The sequence below is a fragment of the Streptomyces tauricus genome, from assembly GCF_014650955.1.
Taxonomy (GTDB): Bacteria; Actinomycetota; Actinomycetes; order Streptomycetales; family Streptomycetaceae; genus Streptomyces; species Streptomyces tauricus.
Window position 1 is genome coordinate 143,231 of the sequence record NZ_BMVY01000018.1, and the last position, 22,653, is coordinate 165,883.

Consider the following 22,653-nt stretch of genomic DNA (forward strand, 5'->3'; position numbering starts at 1 on the left):
GCCGCTTTCCGCTGTCGCGTGCGGAACGAGGGAGCAGCGCGACAAACGGACCGCAGGCGGCCAGGAACAGCACAACCAGAAGCTGTACAAGAAGATGGCCGCGCTGGGCGGGCTCGGCACAGCGATCCCGGAGGAGTACGGAGGCGCGGGTCGGGGGTTGACGGACCTCTGCCTGTTCCTCCAGGAATCCCCCTACGGACTGGCGCCCATCAGCGGCTACGGGCCGACTGTCATCTCGGCCGCGGCCTACGAGAACTTCGGCACCGAGGTGCAGAAGCGCACCGTACTCGAAGGTGTGGTCGAGGGCCGGGTCGAGGCCGTCTCGATGTCGGAACCCGGCCCCGGCTCCGAGGTGGGCTGGAGAAGCGCCTGGGGGTGCGCGTGGTGGAACGCCAAGGCCGGACCATCGCACTACCGAGGCAGGGCAGGCATTGCTGCCCGAAGCCCGAGCGGTGCTCGCGGCGGTCGACCGGCTGCGGCGCGTCGCCGACGCGCAGCTGCGGCAGGTCTCCAAACGACTTGTCGTAGGAACCGTGGGAGCCGAGGCGTCCCTGCCGCATACCCGTGCCGTACGCGGCCTGCTGCAAGACCGGCACCCCAGGACAACCGTGCAACTGGTCAACCTCGGTTTCGGCGATCGCATGTCCGCCCTGGCGCAGCAGGAGGCCGACGTGGTTTCCTGCGCCCGCGGTGACGGACGACATCGAACTGCACCACCTGGCCACCGAGCCGCGAGTGGCCTGCCTCTGCGCCGATCACCCCTTGGCGATCCAGCCCCAACTCACCCTGGCCCAGCTCTCCGGCATCCCGGTCGTCGGCATGCCTGCGCAGGTTCCGCGGCTGTGGTGGGACTTCCGGGCGGTCGATCCCGCCCCGACGGCAGCCGCGTTCACTACGGTCCGGTCGTCACCGACATGGAGTCGTTGGTGCACACGGTGGCCGCCGGAGAAGCGATGTGTTTTCTGCCGACGGCCGCCCGTGAGTATTTTCCACGCCCGGGCATCAGACACATCGACAACGGCTTACCGATCGTTTGACCGCCTTGGTTTGTTCTACGTCCTGCCTGTGCCGACAGCGGAGGGCGAGATGCGCCAGGCGCGACTAACTCGTCAACTGAAGTGCAAAGTCACAGTTCACACGTGTGGGTGATGACAGGCGGCTGGTTCAGCGGGACGCTCGGCCAAAAGCCCAGTGGGAGCCCGGTCGTTGAGCGCGGCCGGGCCTCGTGCCGTCAGGCGGCCCCTGGCGACGGTGTCCTGATTCAATCTGCAGGCTGTAGTAGGCGACCTTGAGGCAGGGTGGTGTCCGGTGGCAGTGGCAGAGCTGTTCGTCGCGGACGAGATCGTGTCCCGGCTGTCGGAGAATGCCCGCCGTCAGGCAGCGTTCCACTTACACAAGCGGGACTGCCAGACCTGTGGAGCACCACTTGGTGATCAAGCGCCTGCGCTTGCCGTCGACGACTGTGGTCCACTCCTGAGCCTAACCCTCAGTCATCAGGACTGCCGCCCCTCGGGCTGGTACGAGTTCCGTTCACTCGTGGTGGGCGCACATCTGTCGTGGACCAGCCGGTCCTTCACCCTGCCGGCGGATGAAAGAAGCGACCGTGCCCCTCGGGCGATGTTCATCGTCTGCCCGCATCTGGAAGCGGTACATCTGGACAGGAGCGACGACGACTGGAGCGTGAACACCGAACGGCATTGGCGGGCCCGCGGCTTCCGCCCGGTGGGCCGCGAATTGGTCGTCGACAACTGGGTGGCCGACCAGGCCCCGCCCCGCGCCCGGCTCATCGGATCCACCATCCATATCGATGCTGGCTTGGATGGCCAGTGGTTCTCGTTGGCGGACTTGGACACCGTCAGAGCGTGCCGTTCACAGGGCGGGCTGCTGCTGGGTATTTCCACCACGTGTGAGCCGACCTCCGTCACCGGCCCCAACGACATTCTGCGTTACGGGATCGCAGGGCACATCTTCCTCGGCTGGGTGCCACTGTCCTGAGCCCAGCCAGGGCCGGTCCTGCAGAGAGCGATCGCAGTAGCCGATTGCCGTGTGAGTTCGCCGTCGGGCCGTCGACGGTTGGCTGGAGGACTGAAGGAGAGAAGGGGGCACCTGGGAGTCGATCGCGCATCGCGTTGCGTCCAGTCCAGGCCGCCCTGAGCACCGAGTTCGTCCAAAACCAGGGCGGTGCAGCTTGGCCCGCACCCGGGCCTTCGGTCCACACGGTGAACCGGCGGAAGGCGGTCACGCCCGACAGTGCGAAGCCCGGTGGCAGCTGGTTCCAGGTGCATTCCGAAGCTGGTCACGAAGATAATCGCGGCCAGCACCTCCTGGTCGTCCTCACCGACAACGTCCACCGCCTTGCGGGCGAACCGGCGGCGCCGGCGGCACCACCCGCTGTAACAACTACCAGCGGGTTTTCCGGTGCCATCCGTTCGACAAGCGCAGCAGTCATCACTCCGGACTGCCGCAAGATCACAGCAACTGAAATGGCGTCGAAGAGTCTGCCGTCGTGTGGCCGACGGGAGCGGCCCTGTAGACCGGGAGCGGCGCTGTAGACCCTGTAGACCACAGGGACCAGCCGGATCCTGCCCGGGCGGGCAGCAGCACGTGCGCCATCGCAGGCACTGCTGCCCTGGACGGCATCGCGCCGTGAGGTCAACGTCGGCGCGCCCCGGGACGGCTGTTGAGATGGGCCGGGAGCCGTGCGGGGCCGTACAGAACGCGTGATGGCCTGGCCACCCGGCCGGCCGCCGGTGTCGCGTCAGGGTAGTACTCGAAGAAGCGACGCAATACGGTCTGTGTTTCCGCGCGGGCGAGAGTCGCGCCGAGGCAGTAGTGGATACCCGCCCCGAAGTCGAGGTGCCGACTCGGCCCTGGCCGGTTCACCTCGAAATCATCGGGGCGTTCGAAGGCGGCGGGATCCCTGTTGGCGCCGGCCAGAAGAACGACCACCGGTGTTCCCGCCGTCACCTTGTGGCCGTCCACGTCGGTGGTGGCGCGGGCTCGGCGTACCACGTACTGGACGGGCGAGGAATGGCGCAGGGTCTCCTCCACGACGGCGGCCCAGTTCCCGGCGGCCTCTTCTCTCCGGCGGGGTTCTTGCAGCAGGGCGTGAAGAGCGTTGCCGATGAGGTTGACGGTGGTGACGAACCCGGCCAGGAGCATCATGCCGCAGGTGGCGATGACGTCTCGCTCGCTCAGGAGGCCGGGACAGCGTTCGGTCAGACCGGTCAGGAGCCCCTCGGTGCTCCGCCCGGCCGAGGCATGCAGCCGGAAATACTGTGTCATCTCGGTGTAGACCCGTTGGAGGCGGTGGAAGTCGGCGCGGGTTCTCGGTCCGTCGAGGAGAGCGGCGACGTGTCTGCCCCATCGGGTGATGAGCGGCATGTCCACCACGGGAAGCCCCAGCAGGCGGCAGACGGTGGTGACGGGCACGGGTTCGGCGAGCGTGCTGACGAGGTCGACACTGCCCTGGCCGGCGAGACCTCGCAGGCGAGCGTCGATGTCTTCCTCCAGGTGCTCGGTGACCTTCTGCAGCCGGTCCCGGGAGAACCATGGCGCGACGACGGCACGGAGTTCGGTGTGCCGGGGTGGGTCGAGGGAGAAGAACGCCTCGTCGAGCGGGTGGACGAGATCCTCGGTGACGTGGCCGCCGTTTTGTCCGGAGACCATGGTCGGGACGGTTCCGAAGTCACCGCTGCGCAGGATGGCGTTGGCCGTCGTCCAGGTGGCGGTGAACAGCAGGCCGCGCCGGCTGCGGACCAGCGGGCCCCGGGCACGGACGGCCGCATAGGACGCGTAGCCCTCCGCGCCGGGGCGCAGCCGCAGGATGTGAGCTCCGAGGTCGCCGCGCAGGTCATCCTGGAGGAGCCGGATCCGGGTGGCCAGGAGAGCCAGCGCAGTGTCATTCGCCATCGGCGTCCGACGTTTCCTGCGTACGGTGCCCGGAGGGCCGATAGGGGGACCAGTAGTACTGGCGGTAGAAGCTCTCCGCCATCTCCACCCAGGTACGCAGCTGCTCTGTGCTGTCCAGGAAGTGGTGCATGTTGACCAGCATCCAGCTCCACATGGCCTGGCTGTCCCGGCAGCCACTGCAGTTCCCGGAGGTGCAGCAGAACTGGACGGTGTGGTCGGCCCGGTAGGTGTTGAACCCCCGTAGTACGGGGTTTCCGTTCTTGAGCCGGTCGGTGTGCGCTTCGTGGTCGACGCTGACGCTGGGGCAGGTGTCGTAGCCGAAGGTTCCCCAGTGGGTACGGCCCCGGATCAGCGCGTTGAAGTAGTACGGATGGCCGATCACCGTGTCCGGGTAGGTCTCCCACACGCGGGTCATTTCGGCCAGCAGCCGGTCGCCCTCCTGGAGCGCGGTGGGGTCGTCGGAGCCGTAGTCGCTGTAGAAGCCGAACACGACCTGGTTGCCGTTGTCCTGGATCGCGCGCACGGTCGGTTCGAGGTGGGAGAGTCCCGGCTCGCTCACGGTGTAGACCCAGGTCACACGCGGGTCGTTCCGGTATGCCCCTAGCCCGAGGTCGAACAGGCCGGTGATCGGCTGTCCGTTGGGCCGGTGTCCGCGTAGTGCGTCGTCGATGGGACCGCCGCCCCACAAGGACACCAAGACCTGGATGTTCTCGAACCCGTCGTAGGGGACGGGCCTCGTTCCGTTGGTGACGACTGACACGTAGGGGAACGTCTCCACGAAGACGGAGATGCGGTCGGGTACCAGTGCCGGTTCTCCGCCGATGAGCAGGACATTGGTGGTTCCGCCGGCGTGCAGCTGCTGGGCGAACGTTCGCAGGGTGTCCAGGTCGCGGACTTCCTCGGCGGCCTTGTCCATGTCGTGCTCGAAGAACCAGCACCCTTTGCAGCGCAGGTTGCAGGCGTTCGTGATGAAGACCTCCGCGCTGCGGACGCTCGCAGAGAATTCCTTGACCGCCTCCAGGCGGTCCTGCAGTTCTTGGTCGGAGCGGGTCAGTTCCTTCACACGTTCCAGCACACGGTGTCGGCTGGGACGGAGCTCGACGTCGAGAGTTCGTGTCATGCCGTTCTTCCTTTCGGTGCTTTGGTGAGGTGAGTGCTTTCGGTCAGGAGGAGGCGAGCCGGAGCAGTTCCTGGGTGTTCCGGAGCAGAAGATCGGCGAAAGCGGGCAGGTCGGACACTGCTGCCGGGTCCAGATGGACGTTCAGGGTGCACGTGGTGTCGTGGGACATGAGTGAGGAGATACATCCGCTGTTTCCCCGTGGCCCGAAGGCGAGGCAGGAGATGATCTCCGCACCGGCGACATAGGCCGGCCGCAGGACACCGGGCATGCTGCTGGGCACGACGTCGATGGCCGCGGACATCCGTCGTACGAACGCGGAGAGCAGCGGCGGCGGAACGAGAGGCAGGAAGTCGGCCAGTGCCGGCAGGACCTGCACCATGCCGGACGAGCGCGAGTCCCGCAGGAACTGGTGCACCGTACGAATCCGGGTGCCCAGGTCCTTGCTGGTCAACGGCGCCGCGAGGAAGGCCACCCCCACCATGTTGTTCTCTGTGTGCCCCTTGTTCTTTCTGAGGTCGACGGGCACGGCCATCGAAAGAGTTCCGTGACTGACGCCGCGGTGACGGTGGTAGTCGGCATACGTGGCCAGCAGGATCGCGATGTACGAGGAGGTCACCGAAGCGCCCACGCTTTTTCCTGCGGCCTTGAACTGTTCGAGCGGCATCTCGATCGATTCGTACCGACGCTCCAGCGAGCGTCCTGCCAACAAGGGCGACGGGGTGGGGATTTCGACGCGGCGCAGTTCGCTCAACGCCGTATGGAGGGTCCCGGAGACGCGTGCCGGGTGCAGTGCCTGACGCCCGAGTGCGGATGCGGCATGGGCCCAGGCGGTGATAGCGCGACGCGACAGCGAACGCGAACCGTGCAGTTGGGCACGGGCTTGCGACATCCAGGTGTGTCATCCGGTGCGGTCCGGGGGCGCTGCAGTGGAAGGACGGACGCTCCGGACGACCTCTTCGGGCTGCGGCGCGATGAGGGAAGAACGGCGAGCATCGCTTCCCGTAGTCCGCCGCCGTCGGTGATGCAATGGTGGATTTTGATCACCAGGGCCGCTCGGTCCTCCTCCAACTCCTCCACCAGCACGATCCGCCACGGGGGACGCGCGGGGTCGAAGGGGGACGCGCCCACACGTTCCGCCAGATCGAGGAGTTCCCTGCGACCGCCGGGTGAGGGCAACCGGATCCGCTCCAGGTGATGGTGGACATCGAAGGCCGGGTCCTCCTGCCAGGCGGCCCATCCCCATTGCCAGGGGGCGTCGACAACTCGTGTTCTCAACCGGGGAAGCACCCGGGTGACATCGTCGAAGCAGGCCAGCAGTCTGTCCCAGCGCGGTGCGTGTTCCAGGATCCACACCAGCACCGCGTGCGAGCGCAGAGCCTCATGTGTATCGAGACGCCAGAACGCGGTCTCCAGTCCGTTCAGTGTGGCCATCGCCTCCCAACCGGGGAGCTGCTCGGCGTGCGTGTCAGCAGGCATATCCACCTTCAGGACAGTCAAGGACGACCACCCGCGGAGCGGTCCGTCAGACAAAAGGGGGGATGTTCATATCGGTGGTGACGGAGGCGAACGGAGTACCCGGTTCGGCACCGCCGGCCCGGATGGCCCAGTGCATGAGCAGGTGCGGGAGGGCGTTGAAGGCCGTGCTGCCGAGCTCTCGCTCGAACTCTTCGCGGTGAGCGGGGTGCGTGGAGGCCCGGATCTCGTCGATGGTTGCGGGCAACTCGACGAGTTCGCCTTCGCACAGGGCCTTCAGCAGCGGGTTCACTTCGTCTTTCCCGCACCGGACGCCGCCGGCTCCTCCTGCTCGTCGGTCCCTTGACGCCCGCTGTTCAGGAAGGGACGGACAACCTTGAGGAATTCGTCCGCAGCCTCCAGTTGAGGACAGTGGCCCGTCGCCATCAGACGGCGACTTCCCTGCGGGAGAAGCGAAGCGGAGGCGGCCTGCCAGGCAGGGACCACGAAGTCGAGGATTCCCCAGACCACCAGAGAAGGCATGGGGAGGTGGGGCAACTTGGGCCTCAGGTCGTAGCGCTGGCCGAAGGGTGTCAGCGCATTCGCGACCACGGCGAGGGTCGTGCTGATGTACTGGGGACTTTCTGCTCGCTTGACCTGGTCCACATACCACAGCGGTGGGATGTTCCAAGGCCGGGATGTGGCGCCCAGCGCGCAGGTGATGGTATTGATCAGCGCGGCACCCGGCAGCATGCTGGCCGCGAAGGCCGCACGGCGCAGCACAGGGTATGCGGCCAGAGTCTGAACGGGGTTGGCGCTGCGGCCCAGTCCGCCGGGTGCCACCAGGACCAGGCGATTGATGTGATTTTCCTCGACGAGGGCCAGATGAATGGCAATCATTCCCCCGAAGGAATGGCCGATGACGGAATAGTCCTTGAGGCCGATGGCGGTGACGAATGCCTCGACGAAGGCCGTGTACCGGGCCGGCGTGTGTTCGTCGAGAGGCGGTGTCCTGCCGAAACCGGGCATGTCGAGGGCGATCACATGATGGGTGGCGGCCAGTTGGGGTATCACCGCGATCCAGTCGAAGGATCCGCTCGCGTCTCCGTGCAGCAGAAGGAGGTCCGGGCCGGTCCCGGCTTCCAAGTAGACGGTGGTGCGCCCTTCGGTCTGCGTCTGACGTTCGTGGATGCCATGAGGTGGGGGGGTGTAGGTGGACACGTTTGTCTCTTTTCTCTCCGGCGAGGCATCCGGTTCGAAATCACAGCTCAGACGTAGTGCGCATCAAATCCAGGGACGTGTGCGGCGGAAACCCGCGCAAGCCGGTGGCCAGGTGATATTCAGAATCGCTAAGCGGTTTATCAACAGTCAACGGCGATGGGCGCGCCGCGCAAGGGGAAGTGAGGGGGCGGGCGAAGCGTGGCGGCGAGAAATCGAGCGCTGATGCGCCCGCGCGACCGGCGCCTCTGCCCCCGCGTGACGTCGTGCCGGTCCAGGTCGTACTAGCCCTGGCGGCAGTGGTGCATACCTGGAACAAGGGAAGAAGCCAATAGCCCTTACTGGGAGAATGATTTCTGTGCACGGCGCGCACGGCGTGAGCGCCGTCGCCATGTGTGCCTCGCACTCCGGTGTGCTTTAGCCAGCAGAGCTCGCAGTGCGCCCCCGGAGTGCGGTGACGGCGCGCGGGAATCAGCTCGTGCTACCGCTTCGTCTCTTCCGCCCCGTGCAATTCGTCACCGACCGAGGAAAGATGAAGCAGCGCTCGTAGGCGTCTCCTGTCCTCGGCGGCCCCACCTCAGGTTTGATCGAGAAACCTGGATCCGGCCTGCAGTCAGGGATTCGCCCTTCCGCAGTTCCGGCCGGCGCCCCATGACATCCGTGGCCAGGAACGCAGCGACACTTCGGGAAAATCGTGGCTCCGACCGTGTGTTGAGGTCATCCAAACGGTCGGGCGCTCTCGATTCCCCGTGTGCCTACCGCATCAGTTCTTCGTCAGGAGGACAGCTTGGTAATGGACCGGAATCCCAGAACGACCGCCGTGTACGCCAGGACGGTGACGGACCTCTTGCACGAGCAGGTCGACACCCGGCCCGACGAGATCGCCTACGTGTTCCTACGCAACGGTGAAGATAACGCCGACTCGATGACTTACCGGCAGCTCGATACCGCGGCGAACGCGCGGGCGGCCGGTCTGCTCACGAAAGGGCTGTCGGGCGGCCGAGTGCTGTTGATGTATCCGGCCGGGCTGGAGTTCGTTCGGGCGTTACTGGGCTGCATGCAGGGCCGAGTCGTCGCGGCGCCCGTGCAGGTGCCCAGTCGGCGGGAACACCTCCGTAAGATCCGGCGGATCGCCCAGGACGCCGACACCTCCGTCGTGCTGACCACCACACGGATCAAGGCAGAGGTCGAGCAGCGCTTCACCGACGCGCCGGAATTGGCGCCGCTGACTCTCATACCCACCGACAGCACCGACTTGTCCGCGATCACCGACCAGTCCGTCACCGCGCCTGCGCCGGGCGACATCGCGCTGCTGCAGTACACCTCGGGGTCGACGGGAGATCCCAAGGGCGTCATGATCCGGCACGAGAACTTCGTGGCCAACGCGGCGCAGACCGATCAGTCGCGCCCGCTGACGCCCGAGGGCCGGGTGGTCAGCTGGCTGCCGCACTTCCACGACATGGGCCTGATGTTCGGAATCGTGTTGCCGCTGTACGCGGGTGTTCCCTCGTACATCATGGCCCCGGAGGCGTTCATCCGTCGTCCGGCCCGATGGCTGGAGGCCGTCGCCCGCATCGGGGCCACCCACAGCGTCGCACCCAGCTTCGCCTATGAGATGTGCGCTCAAGCAGATCTGCGCGGTGACATGTCGGAGGTCGGCGACCTGTCACGGTGGCGCTTCGCCGGTAACGGCGCCGAACCGGTGCGCCAGGCCGCGATCGAGGCGTTCTGTGCCGCCTTCAAGCCCTACGGGTTCGACCGGCGCGCGATGTGTCCGGGATACGGGCTGGCCGAGAACACTCTGACCGCGACCCTCACTCCGGACCGGAGGCCCCCCACTGTCGGGTGGATTTCCCTTGAGGCCCTGCGCGCCGGACGTGTCGAACCGGCGGCTCCCTCCACACCTGGGGCCTACTCGGTGGTCAGCTGCGGACTCCCCTTACCGGGCACGGATCTGCTGATCGTCGATCCGGTCACCCGGCACCCGGTGGGCGAGGGGCGGGTAGGAGAGATCTGGGTGACCGGACCGTCGGTGGCCGCCGGTTACCGGGGGCGGCCACAGGACAGCGAAGAGGTCTTCCGCGCCCAGCCGGCACAGGACACCGGGCCCCCCTCCCTTCTCCCGCAGACCGGCCCCACCCGCGGCTATCTGCGCACCGGCGATCTGGGTTATCTACAAGGCGGAGAGCTCTACATCACCGGCCGCCTGAAAGACGTCATTGTCCGCCAGGGACAGAACCACTACCCCCAGGACATCGAACTGACCGCTGAACAAGCGGTGCCAGGGCTGCATCTGAACTGCGCGGTGGCATTCTCCGTGGACGACGGACAGCGCGAGCAGCTGATTGTGGTGGTCGAGATCGACGGCAGAGTACTGCGAGATCCAGGCCTCGACGCTGTGCGCGACCAGGTCCACCAGGCGATTCACGAGACACATCGGCTACCGGTCCACGAAGTGGTGGTCGTGCGCCGTGGAGCGCTCCTGAAGACCTCCAGCGGCAAGATCCAGCGTCAAGCCTGCAAACAAGCCTATTTGAAAGGCCGCTTGGTGGCGCTCAACTCCCCCTCCCCCTCCATGGCGGCGCGGCCCTTGGGGCAAGAGGCGCAGGAGTGACGTTCCATACACGCCCGTCACGCGGCGGTGCCCGGATCGCCGGAGTCGGGGCCTATCGACCCTCCCGTGAGGTGAGGAACGACGAAATAAGTGGACGCATCAAGGCCAGCCCTCAGTGGATAGGGCGCCGTTGTGGAGTCACCACACGCCGCTTCGCAGCCGAACACGAGTCCGTCCGCCATGGCAGTCGAGGCCGGTCGCCGAGCACTGGCCCAGGGCGACGTCAAGTCCGCCGACCTCGGTCTGGTGTTGCTGGCGACCACGTCCTTCACCGAACAGACACCAGCTGCGGCCCCATGGGTCGCCCAATTCCTGGGAGCTCCATCGGCGGGTGCCTTCGACCTCAACGCAGCCTGCGCGGGATTCAGTTACGCGCTCGCCCAAGCGAACTCCCTCGTGCGTGCCGGTGAGGTCGACAGTGTTCTGGTCGTCGGCTCGGAACGAATGAGCGACCTGATCGATTCCTCCGACCCGGACACCGCGTTTCTCTTCGCGGACGGTGCCGGGGCCGCCGTGGTCGTCTCCGCAGACTCTCCTGGCTTCGGCCCGGTGGTGTGGGGCGCTGATGGCCACCGGCACCGTTCCGGCACCTACAGTTCCTGGCCGGCAAAAGCCTCGTCTGACACGACTCGTTCGGTTCTGCGCATGTCCGGTCTGGAATCGTACCGCTGGGCGGCAACCCGCTTGCCGGAAGTCGCCCGGCAGGCCGTCGAGGCGGCGGGAGTGCAACTCGACGACATAGCGGCCTTCATCCCGCACCAGGCCAATCTCCGCATCATCAATGCCGTGGCCTCCTCGCTGTCCTTGAGTCCTGACACGGTCGTGGCCAAGACCATCACCCACAGCGGCAATACCTCGGCCGCGTCCATTCCTCTTGCCATGGACGACCTACTGACCCGGAGAGCCGTCCGCAGCGGCGACCTCGCGCTGCTTCTAGGGTTCGGCGCCGACCTTGCCTATGCCGCGCAGGTCGTCGAACTCCCGTGATGCAACGATCTACGAGGCGTTATGGGAGACGGCGCTGGCCTGCTGTCAGCGGTCTATCCCGCCCGGCCGCCGTGCGAGGGCCGGGCGGCGAGGCTGGAGCAGGAGAACACCTACCGGATCATGCTCGCGGGGAGCGTGTCGGGTAAACAGGGGAAGAAGTGCTCGGAGGGCTTCATGTGGACCGTTTCGAAGCCCGGCACGCAGTCCAAAGTGGTGGTCCAGCTCGACAGGACCGACACGGCGCACGGCGTCGAGTTCACCTTCGAGAAGGTCACCTCCAGCCGGTGACCGGCCAACGGGCACCGCTTCCTGTTACAGACCCTCGAACACTCCCGATCGCGTACCAAGGCGAGTGACCGCGGGGCGAACGATTCAGGCCGTGCAGGAAAAGAGCCACCCTGCTTGCAGGGTGGCAGGTCCTGGAAGCGCCGCACGACGGCATGGAAGCAGCGCCGCACAGAGCAACTCCTGGGGACCGGTGACGCGGGCGCGCGATCGCGGCAGCAGACGTCACCGTGCAGCGCCTGCCCGTCACGCGGATGTGGCCGTCCGGTGGGCCGGCATCGTTGACAGCGGTCTCGTCGGCCACCCAGACCGGTCGGCGGCCAGGGGCTGGCGGTGTGGTCGCGTTCAGGCGGTGAGGGCGTCGTCGAGGGTGGGGTGGCAGTCGATGACGGTGTCGAGTCCGACGATTGCAGGACGCGTAGGACGGCTTCCCTGGGCGCCGGCGATGCGCAGCCATCCTCCGGCCCGGGTCGCGGCCTGGTAGGCGGCGACCAGGACGGTGATGCCGCTGGAGTCCATGAAGGTCACCTGGGTGAGATCGAGCACCGTGCGCGCAGATGCGGAAGCGGCCGTGCCGTCAGGGGGCAGGAGTGCCTGCAGGAAGGGCTCTTTGCCGGTGTGGTCGATCTCGCCGCGCAGGACGATCACGCGGATGCCGTCGAGGGTGATGTGGTCGATCGACAGCCGGCTGGACCGGGTCGCTCCGTGGGTGTCTGTCACCGTTTCCTCGACTGCGCTCTCAAGGGGGCGTGTAGGGATCCGCCACGATAGGCGCTGCGATCCTGCCCGCTGCCTCCGGCTACAACCATTCACCGGCGGGCGGCGTCTGCGCTAGACATTCGAGTGGTCGCATCGGGTACGCGTACAGCCTGGACACGGGGACATGCAAGGTGGAGCTGATGGGACCGGTGCCCGGCATGGAGGACCCCGCACGACCGGGGGACGAGTTCGGACCGCTGATCCTGGGGCATCGATCCTGGGTGATGGCAGGCGGCGTGTTCGTTGGACTCGATGGCTCGTGGTGGTGTGTCTCTCGGTGGTTGCCGGGGATCCACAGCTTGACCACATCCCGTCCAGCGGGTCGGGTGTCCTGCCTGACGTTGCTGCATGCCGACATGACAGTGACCGTCAGGTGCGCGCTCACGAAGCCGGCAGGCCGGCAACGGCAGTTGGCTGGTGCGTGCACCGACGGCCGGAGGTCGCTCTGAAAGTGGTTTCCAGCGCCGTGTGCCCCCGGCACCACACTGGGGCACCTCAGCGACCTGATCAGTTGCCTCGTCCCGTACGCGGTCCAGTTCGTCGTCAGTCGGTGGCGGCCGCGGCGCATCCGGTACGGCCCAGTCGCATGGCTGCCGCGTACGGTGACGTCGGCGCGGAGGCCATGAGGGTTCCGGTGCCGCCGTCGCGGTCCTCGGCCGGAACCCGGGGAGGAGCCGGCGGCTGCCGAATTGGCTCCGGCCGGTTCCAGGAATGTCTCAGGACTGTCACCGGGTGACCCGGAGCGCACGAGTATCCCGTGTCTCAGGTGTCGGACCGCGGACCCACCCGCGGTGACACCCACGGGGAGGCAGAACCTCATGAACAGCAAGCGTTTCGCACTGATCACCACGTCCGCCCTGACCGGCGCCCTGATGCTGACCGCCTGCAACGGCGACGACATCGACGCGGGCGGGGCGGCCCACGAGTCTGCGGGCGGACACGCGTCGGCGGACTCCGCGCAGGCCGCGGGGGCGATCGGCCGCTACGGCAAGGACGCGGCCGGGGCCACGTTCTTCGCCTCGGTCCTCACCGGTGACAACGAGGTGCCGGTCAAGGGCAAGCCGGCAGTCGGTGACAAGGACGGCCGCGCCGTGGCGCTCATGCGCGTCCAGGGCCAGGACGTGTCCTTCGCGCTGGCGTGGAGCGGTACGGACACTCCGACCCTGGCGCACCTGCACCAGGGCGGGCGGGGAGTCAACGGCGATGTGAGGATCCCGTTCTTCACCGAGAAGCTCAAGGACGGCAGCAAGCACGTCTACGGCACCGTGAAGGTGAAGGACGCCGCGCTGCTGCGTGACATCAAGGCCCACCCCGAGAAGTTCTACTTCAACCTGCACACCGGCGAGTTCCCCGGTGGCGCCGTCCGCGGCCAGGCGTTCGCCCTCCCCGGCCGTGTCGATCTGCCGGGCACGATCCGGGACTCGGCCCTGCGCGGGGTCGTCAGCGGGTCCCAGGTCTACGCCTGCACCAAGCAGCCCGACGGCACCTACGCGTTCACCCAGGACAACGTCGAAGCCACCCTCCAGGGCGACATCGACCACACCTTCGCCAAGCCCGGCCCCGCGGGGCCTCCGCAGTGGATCGCGCCCGACGGCTCCTCAGTCACCGGAAGCGTCCTCAACAAGTTCGACAACGGCCAGGGCAACATCCCCGAGCTCATCCTGCAGGCGACGCAGACAGGCGCGGACAAGGGGCTCCTGGCCAAGACGCGGACCGTCCTGCGGCTCAACACCGAAGGCGGCGTGGCCCCGGCCGGCAACTGCGACGCCGGTACCCACCCCACGGCCAAGGTGCCCTACACCGCCGACTACCTCTTCCTCGCCACCCAGTAGCACCTTGGCACCTCGGGGTGGGGTGCCGCGTACGGACGAAGCGAGGAAGGTCATGAACACGTACAGCCGCACGTACAGTCTCGTGCACAACGCCATGCATCTGCACGGGAACCAGCGGAGGACCGCTTTCGCCGCGGGGGCCGTGGTGCTCGCCCTGGCACTGTCCGCCTGCGGCGCCGACCGGCCCGGCGAGGGGGGTGCGACGCAGGCTCAGGCCGGGGAGAAGCCGTCGGGGAAGTTCGAGCTGGAGGTGGTCAAGGAGTCGGCGGTGCCCCTGAGCTCCGAGGGCATCTCCGTTCGCCGGGACGCGGAACTCGGCTCTGTCGTGGTCGACTCGAAGGGCAGCACCGTGTACGTCTCCAGGGCGGACGAAAGCCGTCCCGGCAAGTCGAGTTGCACGGACGCGTGCGCGATGACCTGGCTGCCGGTCCCCGCGCGGGAACCGGCAGCCGCCCAGGGGGTGGCGCAGGATCTGCTGGGCTCGATCACCCGTGCCGACGGGGTCGAGCAGATGACCATCGCCGGCAGGCCTCTCTACACCTACGCTCCCGGCAAAAAGGGTGACACGGCTGGGCAGGGCATCAAGGACACTTGGTACGCCGCGGCTCCGGACGGCACGAGAACGGGCACCGAGCGGCCCGCCCTGGGCGTCCTGAACAGCCCCGGGCTCGGCCGGGTGCTGCAGGACAGGAACGGCCGGACGCTGTACCTGTTCACGAAGGACACGCCCTGGCCGATGAAGACGGCCTGTGACGCGAAGTGCCTGGAGAAGTGGACACCCAGCGAGCCCGTCACGGCGGCGGACGCGAAGGCCGCGGGGCTTGACCCCCGGGTTCTGTTCCCGTTCAGCACTCCGGGCGGAGGCCGGCAGGAGTCCTTCAACTGCTGGCCCGCGTACACCTTCAAGGGCGACAAGAAGCCCGGGGACACCAACGGACAGGGCGTGGGAGGGGTGTGGTTCGCGATCAAGGCGGACATCCCCCGGGGCGACCGCGGAAGGACCGTGCCCGCGGCGAAGGGGTGAGGACACGGGATGACGGGGGAAAGTGACGGCCGCGGTGGCCCGCTCGTCACTTTTTCGGCACTGGCCCTTGCCTACGGTCGGTCCCGAAACCAGATCCCTCCCGTGTGTTTCCGCGTCCGGACAGTCCCCCGCCTGTCCGGACGGAGCACCGGTGCGAAAGAGAACCAGGAACAAGCCACCATGACGCTACTCGCGGGCACCGCTCCATCGACGACCTCGCCGGCTCCCGACCTCGTGGACGGCCTGGTGGAGCAGCACAGGGACGCACTCCTCGCCTACGCGCACAGACTGCTCTCGGACCACCATCTCGCCGAGGACATCGTCCAGGAGACGTTCGTCAAGGCGTGGCATCACGCCGACAGACTCCTCAGCCGGGAAGGTTCCGTACGCGGCTGGCTGTTCAAGGTCGCGCGGAACCTGATCATCGACCGGTCGCGAAGTGCCTACGCCCGGCACGAGACGGTGACCACCGAGAGCGGGGACCCGGCGCAGGAGGACCACACCGAACCGGCACACGCGGCCATGGAGGCTGTTTCCCTGCTGCGGGGCGTTTCGGCGGACCACCGGAAGGTGCTCGTCTACCTCTACATCTACGGATGCAGCGTGGAGGAGACCGCACGCATCCTGGACGTCCCGTCGGGCACGGTGAGGTCACGTCGTCACCTGGCGCTGCGCGCTCTGCGCAACCGGCTCCCGTCCGCGGGGAACTGACCTGGCACCGCTCCCGAACACACGCTGATACGTACCGAAGGGCCCCACTCGTGCGAGTGGGGCCCTTCGGCGTACGGGCCCACGGAAAGCCGGACTTGACCGCCGAGCGCGATTTCTTCTCGACTGGCCGCAAATGGCCGAGTCCGGCGTCCACCCGACCGGGTCGTGCAGAGTGTGAGGCGCGGTCGCCCGTCGGCGGCCCACGGTGTCGGGGAGGCCGCCCGATGTCGGGATCACGTACGGAGTGTCTCCGGTCCGTCACCGCCGTACCACGGGGAGGCAACCGGGTGAGAGCCTGAGGATCTTGCTCCGTACCTGTGCGTAAGCGGCGTACTTCGCGCCCTCGGCAGGGGCAGTAAGCACCGGACGATCACCTGTAGGGAGAACCAGAAGTGAGTCCCGAGAACGAGTCCACGGCGGACGTCGCACTGCGCTTCTCGGTGCTCGGGCCTCTCAGGGCCTGGCGGCACGCGACGGAGCTCAGCCTGGGCCCACCGAAGCAGCGGTTGTTGCTGGCACTGCTTCTGGTGCGGTCGGACCGGCCGGTACCGCTGCACCAGATAGTCGACGCCTTATGGGACGAGGATCCGCCGGAGCACGCGGTCAACGTCGTCCACCGGCACATCGGTGCGCTGAGGAGGCTGCTCGAACCGGAGCTGACCGGCAGAACCGGGGCCCGTGTCCTGGTGCGCGCGGCCGGTGGCTACCGGCTGAACACCGAGGACGAGGCACTGGATCTGCTGAGGTTCCGGAGACTGCGGGACGCGGCGCAGACCGCCTCGGCCGCGGGGCGGCCCGCGGAAGCCACCGGCCTGTTCGTCCGGGCGCTCTCCCTGTGGCTGGGGCGGACCGCGGAAGGGCTTCCCCGTACGGCGTATTCCCACGCGGTCTTCGCAGGAATCGACGCCGAGTATCCGCACGCGGCCAGGGACGCCGCTGACGCGGCGCTGGCCGCGGGCGACACGTCCAGGGTGTTCCCGCTGGTCAGGCGGGCGGCCGAGAGCGAACCGTTGAACGAGTGCCTCCAGGCGCGGCTCGTCCTCGTCCTCGCCGCCGAAGGGCTGGCGGCTCAGGCCCTGGACCACTACCAGGTCGTCCGGTCCCGGCTCACGAGCGAACTGGGTGTCGATCCCGGTTCCGAACTGCGCGAGGCCCAGATCCGCGTGCTGCGCGGCACCGTCGTACCGACGAGGACGTCCCGCTCCGGCGATCCGAAGGCCGCGGACACCAGCGGCGCATCCTCCCCAGGTGGGAGCCGGGGTGCGAGTCCGGGGGCCGGCCCGGGGGCGACCCCCCGGGTACGTCCTGCCCAACTCCCCGCAGACCTGCACGCGTTCACCGGCAGGAGAGCCGAACTCGACTGGATGCGTGACCTGCTGCCGGCCGACGGCGGCACGCCGGCCACCGTCGTCATCAGCGCGATCGGCGGCGCGCCGGGCGTGGGGAAGACCACGCTCGCTCTGCACTGGGCCCACAGCAACACCCGGCACTTTCCCGACGGACAGCTGTACGTCAATCTGCGCGGATACGACCCGGCGGGAGTCGCGCTCACGCCGTCGGCCGCGATCTGCTACTTCCTGGAAGCCCTCGGCGTACCGGCGGAGGACATCCCGCCGAGCCTCGACGGCCAGGCCGCCCTGTACCGCAGCATGCTGGCCGGACGGCGTGTGCTTGTGGTCCTCGACAACGCCCGCAGCGCCGAACAGGTACGTCCTCTGCTGCCGGGGACACCGACGTGCGTCACGGTGATCACCAGTCGGGAGCAGTTGTACGGACTCGTCGCCGCCAACGGAGCGCGTTCCCTGCGCCTGGACATCCTGACCGTCACCGAATCCATCGAGTTCATGACGAAGCGGCTGGGCGCGGCGCGCGTCACCGCCGACCGGCAGGCGGCGGTCCGCATCGCCGAGCAGTGCGGCCGGCTGCCCCTCGCCCTGGCGATCGTGTGTGCGCGTGCGGAGGGCCACCCGTCCGCACCGCTCGCGGACATCGCCGCGGAGCTGGCGGAGAGCCGCGACGACCTCGGCGTCTTCGCCGTCGGTGACCCGGCCACCGACACCCGAGCGGTCTTCTCCTGGTCGTACCGCACGCTGACTCCGGCGGCGGCCGGGCTCTTCCGGCTGCTGTGGTTGTGTCCGCCCCACGACGTCTCCGCGCAGGCCGTGGCGAGCCTCGCGGGGCTGACGACCGCACAGACGCGCCCTGTGCTGTCCGAGCTCACCCGGGCCAGCCTGTGGACCGAGCCCGCGCCCGGTCTCTACGGCTCGCACGAACTGCTGCGGACCTTCAGCCAGGAGCTCTCCCTGGCCGAGGACCCGCCCGAAGCCCGTGAGGACGCCCGCCGCCGGCTCTTCGACCACTACCTGCACAGCGCGCGCGGCGCGGCCACCCAGCTGTACACGCATCGGGAACCTCTCCCGCTGCCCGACGCCGCCCCCGGCACGCAGGTCCTGTCGTTCAGCGACACGGACAGCGCGGCGAAGTGGCTCGTGCGGGAGATGCCGGCGCTGGAGGCGGTGATCACCCGGGACAGCGGTCACGGCACGGGCGCGCACGCCTGGCGCATGGCGGCGACCCTGGAACTCGTCCTCGACCGGCGTGGGCGCCGTGAGGAACAGATCGAGCTGCACACCACGGCACTCGCCGGCGCGCAGCGGCTCGGAGAGACACTGGGCGAGGCCCACATGCATCGTGTTCTCGGCTTCGCCCACGTCCGGACGAACGACCACGCGCGGGGAGCCGCGCACCTGGAACGGGCGTTGGAACTGTTCACCGACCTGGGTGATGTCCCCTTCACGGCGCTGACCCACCGGTACCTGGCGTTCTTGGCGAACGTCCGGCAGGACCACCGCGAGGCACTGGCGCAGTACAAGATCGCCTGCGCCCTGTACACGAGGACACGGGCTTACGTCGGCATCGCGAGCGTCACCAACGAAGTGGCCTGGACCCGCCTGCTCCTGCACGAGTACGAGGAGTCGCTGGGGGACTGCCGCCGCGCCGTCCGCATCGCGCACAGGTCCGGCAACAGGAACATCGAGGCGGCGGCCTGGGACACCATGGGTGTCGCGCACCACCGCCTCGGACAGCACGACGAGGCGCTGGAGGCCTTCGACCACGCGCTCACCCACTACCGCGCCCTCAACGACGCCTCGCTGATCGCCGACACCCTCGTCCACCGCGGTGAAGCACTCGCCGTCACGTCCCCGCAGGAGGCCCGCCGGGCGTGGAACGAGGCACTCGCGATACTCGACGTCCTCGGCCACACCGACGCCGACAGGCTGCGCGAACTGCTGGAGGAACACGACGAGGTTCCTTCAAGGAGCGGGCCGGTCACCATCAACATCTGAGGACGGGCGGGCCGGCCCCCATCCCCCCGGCTCCACGCCCGCGGCCGGGCCCCTGCCCCTCACGTACCACCGTCTGCACGCACGCACTCGCCGTGTCGTACGTGAAGCCGTGGTGCCCGCAGACGATCCGGTCGCCGTCGAGCCCGCTGACGAACAACGGACAGCGGCGGTGCACACACCGGTCGTGCAGCGCGACGGCCCGGCCGTCGTCCTCGGTCCGCTCTGGCCGGCCTGGCTGGAGACCAGGGCCCGGCGTGCTGCTGCCCTCAGCGGAGGAGGCCCACGCCGCAGCCCTGACTGCCCAAGAGCAGCAACTGATCAATCACAACCGGGGACGCATCCTGACCGGCGCCGGAGAGGAGGCCGAACAAAGCTCAAGGACCTCGCCGCGCCCCAGGGAACCGACAACCGCATGGTCAACCCCTCCATCCCGGGCACCGGAAACCGGATCTGCGCCCTTGAACTCCTTGCAGGGGCCAGCGGCATCAGCACAGGCGCACGATGACCCCACCCGTGGTCATGGTGAGCAGGTGAAGCAGTCCTTCGCAGGGTTCCCCAGCGCCGTTCAGTTTGCTCGGGGCCAGGGGGACGCAGAGGGCCACGCACTGGTTGTCGCCACCACGACCGCCGGCGTCTCTCCGGACCCGCCGCTATTGACCGTGGCCGTCAAGAACAGCCTTCGGTCGCTCCCAAGAGCGAGATGTCGATCGCCATGAGTTTCAACTACACCGTCCGCAGCGTCGGGTTTTCCCTGGCTAGCGCCATCGGCGGCCGTATCCTCGCTGAGGGGCCGCCCCTTTCCCGGCAACAGCGCCTACACCACCATGGCGCTGGTCGGCATCGGCGCCACGACGATCACGACGCCGGCAAGCCTGGCGCTCGCCCGCCGACGCTCGACCGAGACCAACCCGTAAGCCAGATGGGCTCATCCCCGCACTGGCATCCCACCACTGGAGGTTCCATGCCCAAGGGCTACTGGGTCAGCGCGTATCGCACCGTTTCAGACCCTGAGAAGCTGGCTGCTTACAGCGAGCTGGCCACTGCGGCCGTCGAGGCCGGGGGCGGTCGGGTCCTCGCCCGTGGCGGTCGGGTCGTGGCGCATGACGCCGGAATCGCCGAGCGCACCGTCCTGATCGAGTTCGACAGCTTCGAGCAGGCCGTCGCGGCGCACGAGAGTGCGGCCTACCAGGAGGCGTTGGTCGCTCTCTCGGACGGCGTCGAGCGCGACTTCCGTATCATCGAAGGCATCGACTGACATAGACCCAGGTGGACCTTCGCTGAAGTTCACCGAGTATGTGTTGTCCTCTTCGGGCAGGAGCCACAGCTACTGGACCTGCCCGTCGAGGTCGAAAGTCGCCAGAGTGGCCTGGGGGGGGGAGTGCCGGAGTATCCGGCATCCATCCGCCCGAGGGCACGAGACTTGACCTGTACGCCACCACTGCTGCTTGTGCTCTGCCGCTCAAGTCCAGCTTGGTCATCGGGCGGTTGAGGTGAGTGTCGCGGTCCGCGGACTGCTGGCCGGCGGCCTGGCGGGCGTACGCCTCGATGAGGAGGCGGGTGACACTGGGCGCGAAGAGCGCGTCACCACCGGCGAACGAGGCCACCACGGCGAGCAGCAGTTCGGGGCCGGAGTCCTTGAGGAGGAACCCACAGGCTCCGTCGCGCAGCGCCGCCGAGTGCTGGCGGCTGGTGGCTGGCGGAGTCACAGTTCATAGCTCTCGCGCGTACGCAGGAACCAGTGGCCTTGTGCTGTCGCGCTGGATGGTGTGCAGGTTGTGCGGACTGCACGGAGCTCCTGAGGGGTGGTGAGCGTGATCCGGGCGTTGTTGCCCACGAGTTGAGAGTTGAGCGCAGATCGGCATGGCCATGTTCGCGAGGCATTCACCTCGCGTCCTTTCTGCACAGGACTCAACTTGTGACGACCACGTCCCGGACAGGGGTCCGGTTCTCACAGGGGCGTTGACCAGGGACTCGTCATATGACGGAACGAGCCCCTGTCCGGGCATCGGCGGGCTTCCCGAGGGCAGGCGATGGATGCTTGTTCAGTGTCTTTCTTCGGCGATCCACCCTTCCCACATCCCTGTGATCAACAAGGTGTTCTCTCCCCGCCCCCGAAGAATTCGCCCGCTGCGCACGCCTGGTCGCGACGGTCGAGGCGGCGCAGTCGAACGGGATCAGCGCTGTGACGTTCGAAGGCGAGATGCTCGACGAGGCCCATGTTCACACGGCAGGCTTCTATTCGAACGACGTGGAGGCGCCGGTCGCTCTGCTATTTGAGATCATCCGCTGTGTAGTATCCATCTTCGATGAGCGCTTCCACATAATTAGACTTGTCCACGTTGACCGGGGGCAGCAGGTAGGCGGGGACCACCTTCTCCAGATTGTTGTAACTCTTCGTGTCGTTTATTTCGGGTTTTTTATTATTGAGTTTTGCGTCGACCATGTTGGCGGTCACTTTGGCAAGTTTCCGCAGGTCTTTGTAGACGGTCTCTGTCTGTTGCCCTGCTATGATCGACTTCACTGAGGCGAGTTCGGCGTCCTGACCCGTGATGACCGGCCAGGGTTTTGTTTTCGAACCGTAGGCATCTGACTTGAGTGCGGATATGATGCCGATGGAGATGCCGTCGTAGGGCGAGAGTATCGCGTCGACCTTGCCGTTTTTGTAGGACGAGGTGAGGATGTCCTCCATGCGCTTCTGCGCGGTGGCACCGTCCCATCGGAGAGTGGTTATCTGATTGAGGTCGGTCTGGCCGGACTTGACGACAAGCTGTTTCTTGTCGATGTAGGGCTGCAGAACCTTCATCGCGCCGTTGAAGAAATATCGCGTATTGTTGTCGTCGTTCGAACCCGCGAAGAGCTCAATATTGTATTTCTTCTCGGATCCATCTTCCAGCCCAAGCTTCTTGGCGATGTATCCGCCTTGCAGTTCGCCCACCTTCTCGTTGTCGAAGGAAGCGTAGTAGTCCACGTTCTTGGTGCCCAGGATGAGCCGGTCGTAGGCGATTACCGAAATGTCGGCGTCGGCGGCCTGCTGGGTCACGTTGTTCAAGGATTTGTTGTCTATGGCCGCGATGACCAATGCCTTGACGCCCTGCGTGATCAAGTTCTCGATCTGAGAAACTTGCTGATCAGGGTCGTCTTCACCGAAAACTAGTTTTACTTTGTACCCCTTCGCCTCCAGTTCCTTCTTGAGGTTCGCGCCGTCGGCTATCCAGCGCTCGGAGGACTTCGTCGGCATCGCGACGCCGATGGTGGCTCCCTTGGCGTTGTCCTCATCGTCTCCGTTGTCGTTCTGTCCGCAAGCCGAGAAAGCTAAAGCGAGAAGCACTACTGAGAGCTCGTAACACGATCTTGTTGAGGTGCGCTGGTTGGGCGTGACCGGTTTGACGATT

19 protein-coding genes and 3 pseudogenes are annotated in these 22,653 nt (G+C 67.1%); 11 read left to right on the plus strand and 11 right to left on the minus strand.

Annotated features, from left to right (window positions below):
• The first annotated feature begins 94 nt into the window (after positions 1–94).
• Together IE278_RS42430 and IE278_RS25500 are read left to right on the plus strand one after the other, a co-directional pair.
• Complete coding sequence (locus tag IE278_RS42430; protein WP_246570635.1) at positions 95–694, plus strand: acyl-CoA dehydrogenase family protein; 600 nt, start codon at positions 95–97, stop codon at positions 692–694.
• Between the two features lie 614 nt (positions 695–1,308).
• A complete protein-coding gene (locus IE278_RS25500) occupies positions 1,309–1,995 on the plus strand; it encodes a hypothetical protein (RefSeq protein WP_189775575.1) in 687 nt (228 codons plus the stop codon).
• A 35-nt stretch (positions 1,996–2,030) separates the two neighbouring features.
• Here IE278_RS25500 and IE278_RS25505 read toward each other — a convergent pair.
• The 7 genes and pseudogenes from IE278_RS25505 to IE278_RS25535 all read right to left on the minus strand — a co-directional run.
• Positions 2,031–2,449, minus strand: a pseudogene (locus IE278_RS25505) (transposase); the annotation flags it as partial.
• Positions 2,450–2,652: 203 nt separating this feature from the next.
• Positions 2,653–3,912, minus strand: a complete 1,260-nt coding sequence (locus IE278_RS25510; RefSeq protein WP_189775577.1) for a cytochrome P450 — start codon at positions 3,910–3,912, stop codon at positions 2,653–2,655.
• Complete coding sequence (locus tag IE278_RS25515; protein WP_189775578.1) at positions 3,902–5,032, minus strand: radical SAM family protein; 1,131 nt, start codon at positions 5,030–5,032, stop codon at positions 3,902–3,904. Before IE278_RS25515 ends, IE278_RS25510 begins: the two co-directional genes overlap by 11 nt.
• Before the next feature lie 43 nt (positions 5,033–5,075).
• Positions 5,076–5,783: a WS/DGAT domain-containing protein gene (locus IE278_RS25520; protein ID WP_189775579.1), complete on the minus strand. Its 708-nt coding sequence runs from the start codon at positions 5,781–5,783 to the stop codon at positions 5,076–5,078.
• Positions 5,780–6,508, minus strand: coding sequence for a wax ester/triacylglycerol synthase domain-containing protein (locus IE278_RS43255; protein WP_189775580.1), 729 nt, complete (start codon positions 6,506–6,508; stop codon positions 5,780–5,782). Before IE278_RS43255 ends, IE278_RS25520 begins: the two co-directional genes overlap by 4 nt.
• Positions 6,509–6,554: 46 nt before the next feature.
• Positions 6,555–6,797 (minus strand): hypothetical protein, encoded by a 243-nt coding sequence (locus IE278_RS25530; protein ID WP_189775581.1) that lies wholly within the window; start codon positions 6,795–6,797, stop codon positions 6,555–6,557.
• A complete protein-coding gene (locus IE278_RS25535; RefSeq protein WP_189775582.1) occupies positions 6,794–7,705 on the minus strand; it encodes an alpha/beta fold hydrolase in 912 nt (303 codons plus the stop codon). The genes IE278_RS25530 and IE278_RS25535 overlap by 4 nt, the downstream gene beginning before the upstream one ends.
• An 832-nt stretch (positions 7,706–8,537) precedes the next feature.
• Here IE278_RS25535 and IE278_RS25540 point away from each other — a divergent pair.
• The 3 genes from IE278_RS25540 to IE278_RS25550 all read left to right on the plus strand — a co-directional run bounded on the left by IE278_RS25540 (position 8,538) and on the right by IE278_RS25550 (position 11,591).
• Positions 8,538–10,316, plus strand: coding sequence for a fatty acyl-AMP ligase (locus IE278_RS25540; RefSeq protein ID WP_246570619.1), 1,779 nt, complete (start codon positions 8,538–8,540; stop codon positions 10,314–10,316).
• 180 nt (positions 10,317–10,496) lie between these two features.
• On the plus strand, positions 10,497–11,303 hold the full coding sequence (locus IE278_RS25545; protein WP_246570627.1) for a beta-ketoacyl-ACP synthase 3: 807 nt from the start codon (positions 10,497–10,499) through the stop codon (positions 11,301–11,303).
• A gap of 21 nt (positions 11,304–11,324) precedes the next feature.
• Positions 11,325–11,591: a hypothetical protein gene (locus IE278_RS25550; RefSeq protein ID WP_189775584.1), complete on the plus strand. Its 267-nt coding sequence runs from the start codon at positions 11,325–11,327 to the stop codon at positions 11,589–11,591.
• A 342-nt stretch (positions 11,592–11,933) separates the two neighbouring features.
• Here the strand turns inward: IE278_RS25550 and IE278_RS25555 are convergent, their stop codons facing one another.
• A complete protein-coding gene (locus IE278_RS25555; RefSeq protein ID WP_189775585.1) occupies positions 11,934–12,308 on the minus strand; it encodes an STAS domain-containing protein in 375 nt (124 codons plus the stop codon).
• A 524-nt stretch (positions 12,309–12,832) separates the two neighbouring features.
• Here IE278_RS25555 and IE278_RS43260 point away from each other — a divergent pair.
• The 5 genes from IE278_RS43260 (at position 12,833) to IE278_RS25580 (ending at position 19,261) form a co-directional block, all read left to right on the plus strand.
• Positions 12,833–12,973: a DUF418 domain-containing protein gene (locus tag IE278_RS43260; RefSeq protein WP_189775609.1), complete on the plus strand. Its 141-nt coding sequence runs from the start codon at positions 12,833–12,835 to the stop codon at positions 12,971–12,973.
• Positions 12,974–13,165: 192 nt separating this feature from the next.
• Positions 13,166–14,179, plus strand: coding sequence for a CHRD domain-containing protein (locus IE278_RS25565; RefSeq protein WP_189775586.1), 1,014 nt, complete (start codon positions 13,166–13,168; stop codon positions 14,177–14,179).
• A 52-nt stretch (positions 14,180–14,231) separates the two neighbouring features.
• On the plus strand, positions 14,232–15,203 hold the full coding sequence (locus IE278_RS25570) for an SCO0930 family lipoprotein (RefSeq protein ID WP_189775587.1): 972 nt from the start codon (positions 14,232–14,234) through the stop codon (positions 15,201–15,203).
• 180 nt (positions 15,204–15,383) lie between these two features.
• Entirely contained in the window at positions 15,384–15,914 is a 531-nt protein-coding gene (locus IE278_RS25575) for a sigma-70 family RNA polymerase sigma factor (RefSeq protein ID WP_189775588.1), read from the plus strand.
• Positions 15,915–16,306: 392 nt separating this feature from the next.
• The gene (locus tag IE278_RS25580) at positions 16,307–19,261 is read left to right on the plus strand and encodes an AfsR/SARP family transcriptional regulator (protein WP_246570629.1); all 2,955 of its coding nucleotides are present in this window, start codon (positions 16,307–16,309) and stop codon (positions 19,259–19,261) included.
• A gap of 76 nt (positions 19,262–19,337) precedes the next feature.
• On the opposite strand, the pseudogene IE278_RS42435 reads toward IE278_RS25580, so the two are convergent.
• Positions 19,338–19,481, minus strand: a pseudogene (locus tag IE278_RS42435) (Rieske 2Fe-2S domain-containing protein); the annotation flags it as partial.
• 741 nt (positions 19,482–20,222) lie between these two features.
• Here IE278_RS42435 and IE278_RS25590 point away from each other — a divergent pair.
• Complete coding sequence (locus IE278_RS25590) at positions 20,223–20,516, plus strand: DUF1330 domain-containing protein (protein WP_189775589.1); 294 nt, start codon at positions 20,223–20,225, stop codon at positions 20,514–20,516.
• Here the strand turns inward: IE278_RS25590 and IE278_RS43265 are convergent.
• Together IE278_RS43265 and chvE are read right to left on the minus strand one after the other, a co-directional pair.
• Positions 20,497–20,931: pseudogene (locus IE278_RS43265) on the minus strand (hypothetical protein); the annotation flags it as partial. The gene IE278_RS25590 and the pseudogene IE278_RS43265 sit on opposite strands and share 20 nt — an antisense overlap.
• A gap of 599 nt (positions 20,932–21,530) precedes the next feature.
• The gene (gene chvE, locus IE278_RS25600) at positions 21,531–22,652 is read right to left on the minus strand and encodes a multiple monosaccharide ABC transporter substrate-binding protein (protein ID WP_373312079.1); all 1,122 of its coding nucleotides are present in this window, start codon (positions 22,650–22,652) and stop codon (positions 21,531–21,533) included.
• Position 22,653: the final 1 nt, after the last annotated feature.

Excerpts from the sequence above, each read along its gene's own strand:
- IE278_RS25570 (WP_189775587.1), top strand. The coding sequence starts at position 14,232 with ATGAACACGTACAGCCGCACGTACAGTCTCGTGCACAACGCCATGCAT.
- IE278_RS43255 (WP_189775580.1), bottom strand. The coding sequence starts at position 6,508 with ATGCCTGCTGACACGCACGCCGAGCAGCTCCCCGGTTGGGAGGCGATG.
- IE278_RS42430 (WP_246570635.1), top strand. The coding sequence starts at position 95 with ATGGCCGCGCTGGGCGGGCTCGGCACAGCGATCCCGGAGGAGTACGGA.
- IE278_RS25550 (WP_189775584.1), top strand. The coding sequence starts at position 11,325 with ATGGGAGACGGCGCTGGCCTGCTGTCAGCGGTCTATCCCGCCCGGCCG.
- IE278_RS25515 (WP_189775578.1), bottom strand. The coding sequence starts at position 5,032 with ATGACACGAACTCTCGACGTCGAGCTCCGTCCCAGCCGACACCGTGTG.
- IE278_RS25545 (WP_246570627.1), top strand. The coding sequence starts at position 10,497 with ATGGCAGTCGAGGCCGGTCGCCGAGCACTGGCCCAGGGCGACGTCAAG.
- IE278_RS25565 (WP_189775586.1), top strand. The coding sequence starts at position 13,166 with ATGAACAGCAAGCGTTTCGCACTGATCACCACGTCCGCCCTGACCGGC.
- IE278_RS25575 (WP_189775588.1), top strand. The coding sequence starts at position 15,384 with ATGACGCTACTCGCGGGCACCGCTCCATCGACGACCTCGCCGGCTCCC.
- IE278_RS25590 (WP_189775589.1), top strand. The coding sequence starts at position 20,223 with ATGCCCAAGGGCTACTGGGTCAGCGCGTATCGCACCGTTTCAGACCCT.
- IE278_RS25510 (WP_189775577.1), bottom strand. The coding sequence starts at position 3,912 with ATGGCGAATGACACTGCGCTGGCTCTCCTGGCCACCCGGATCCGGCTC.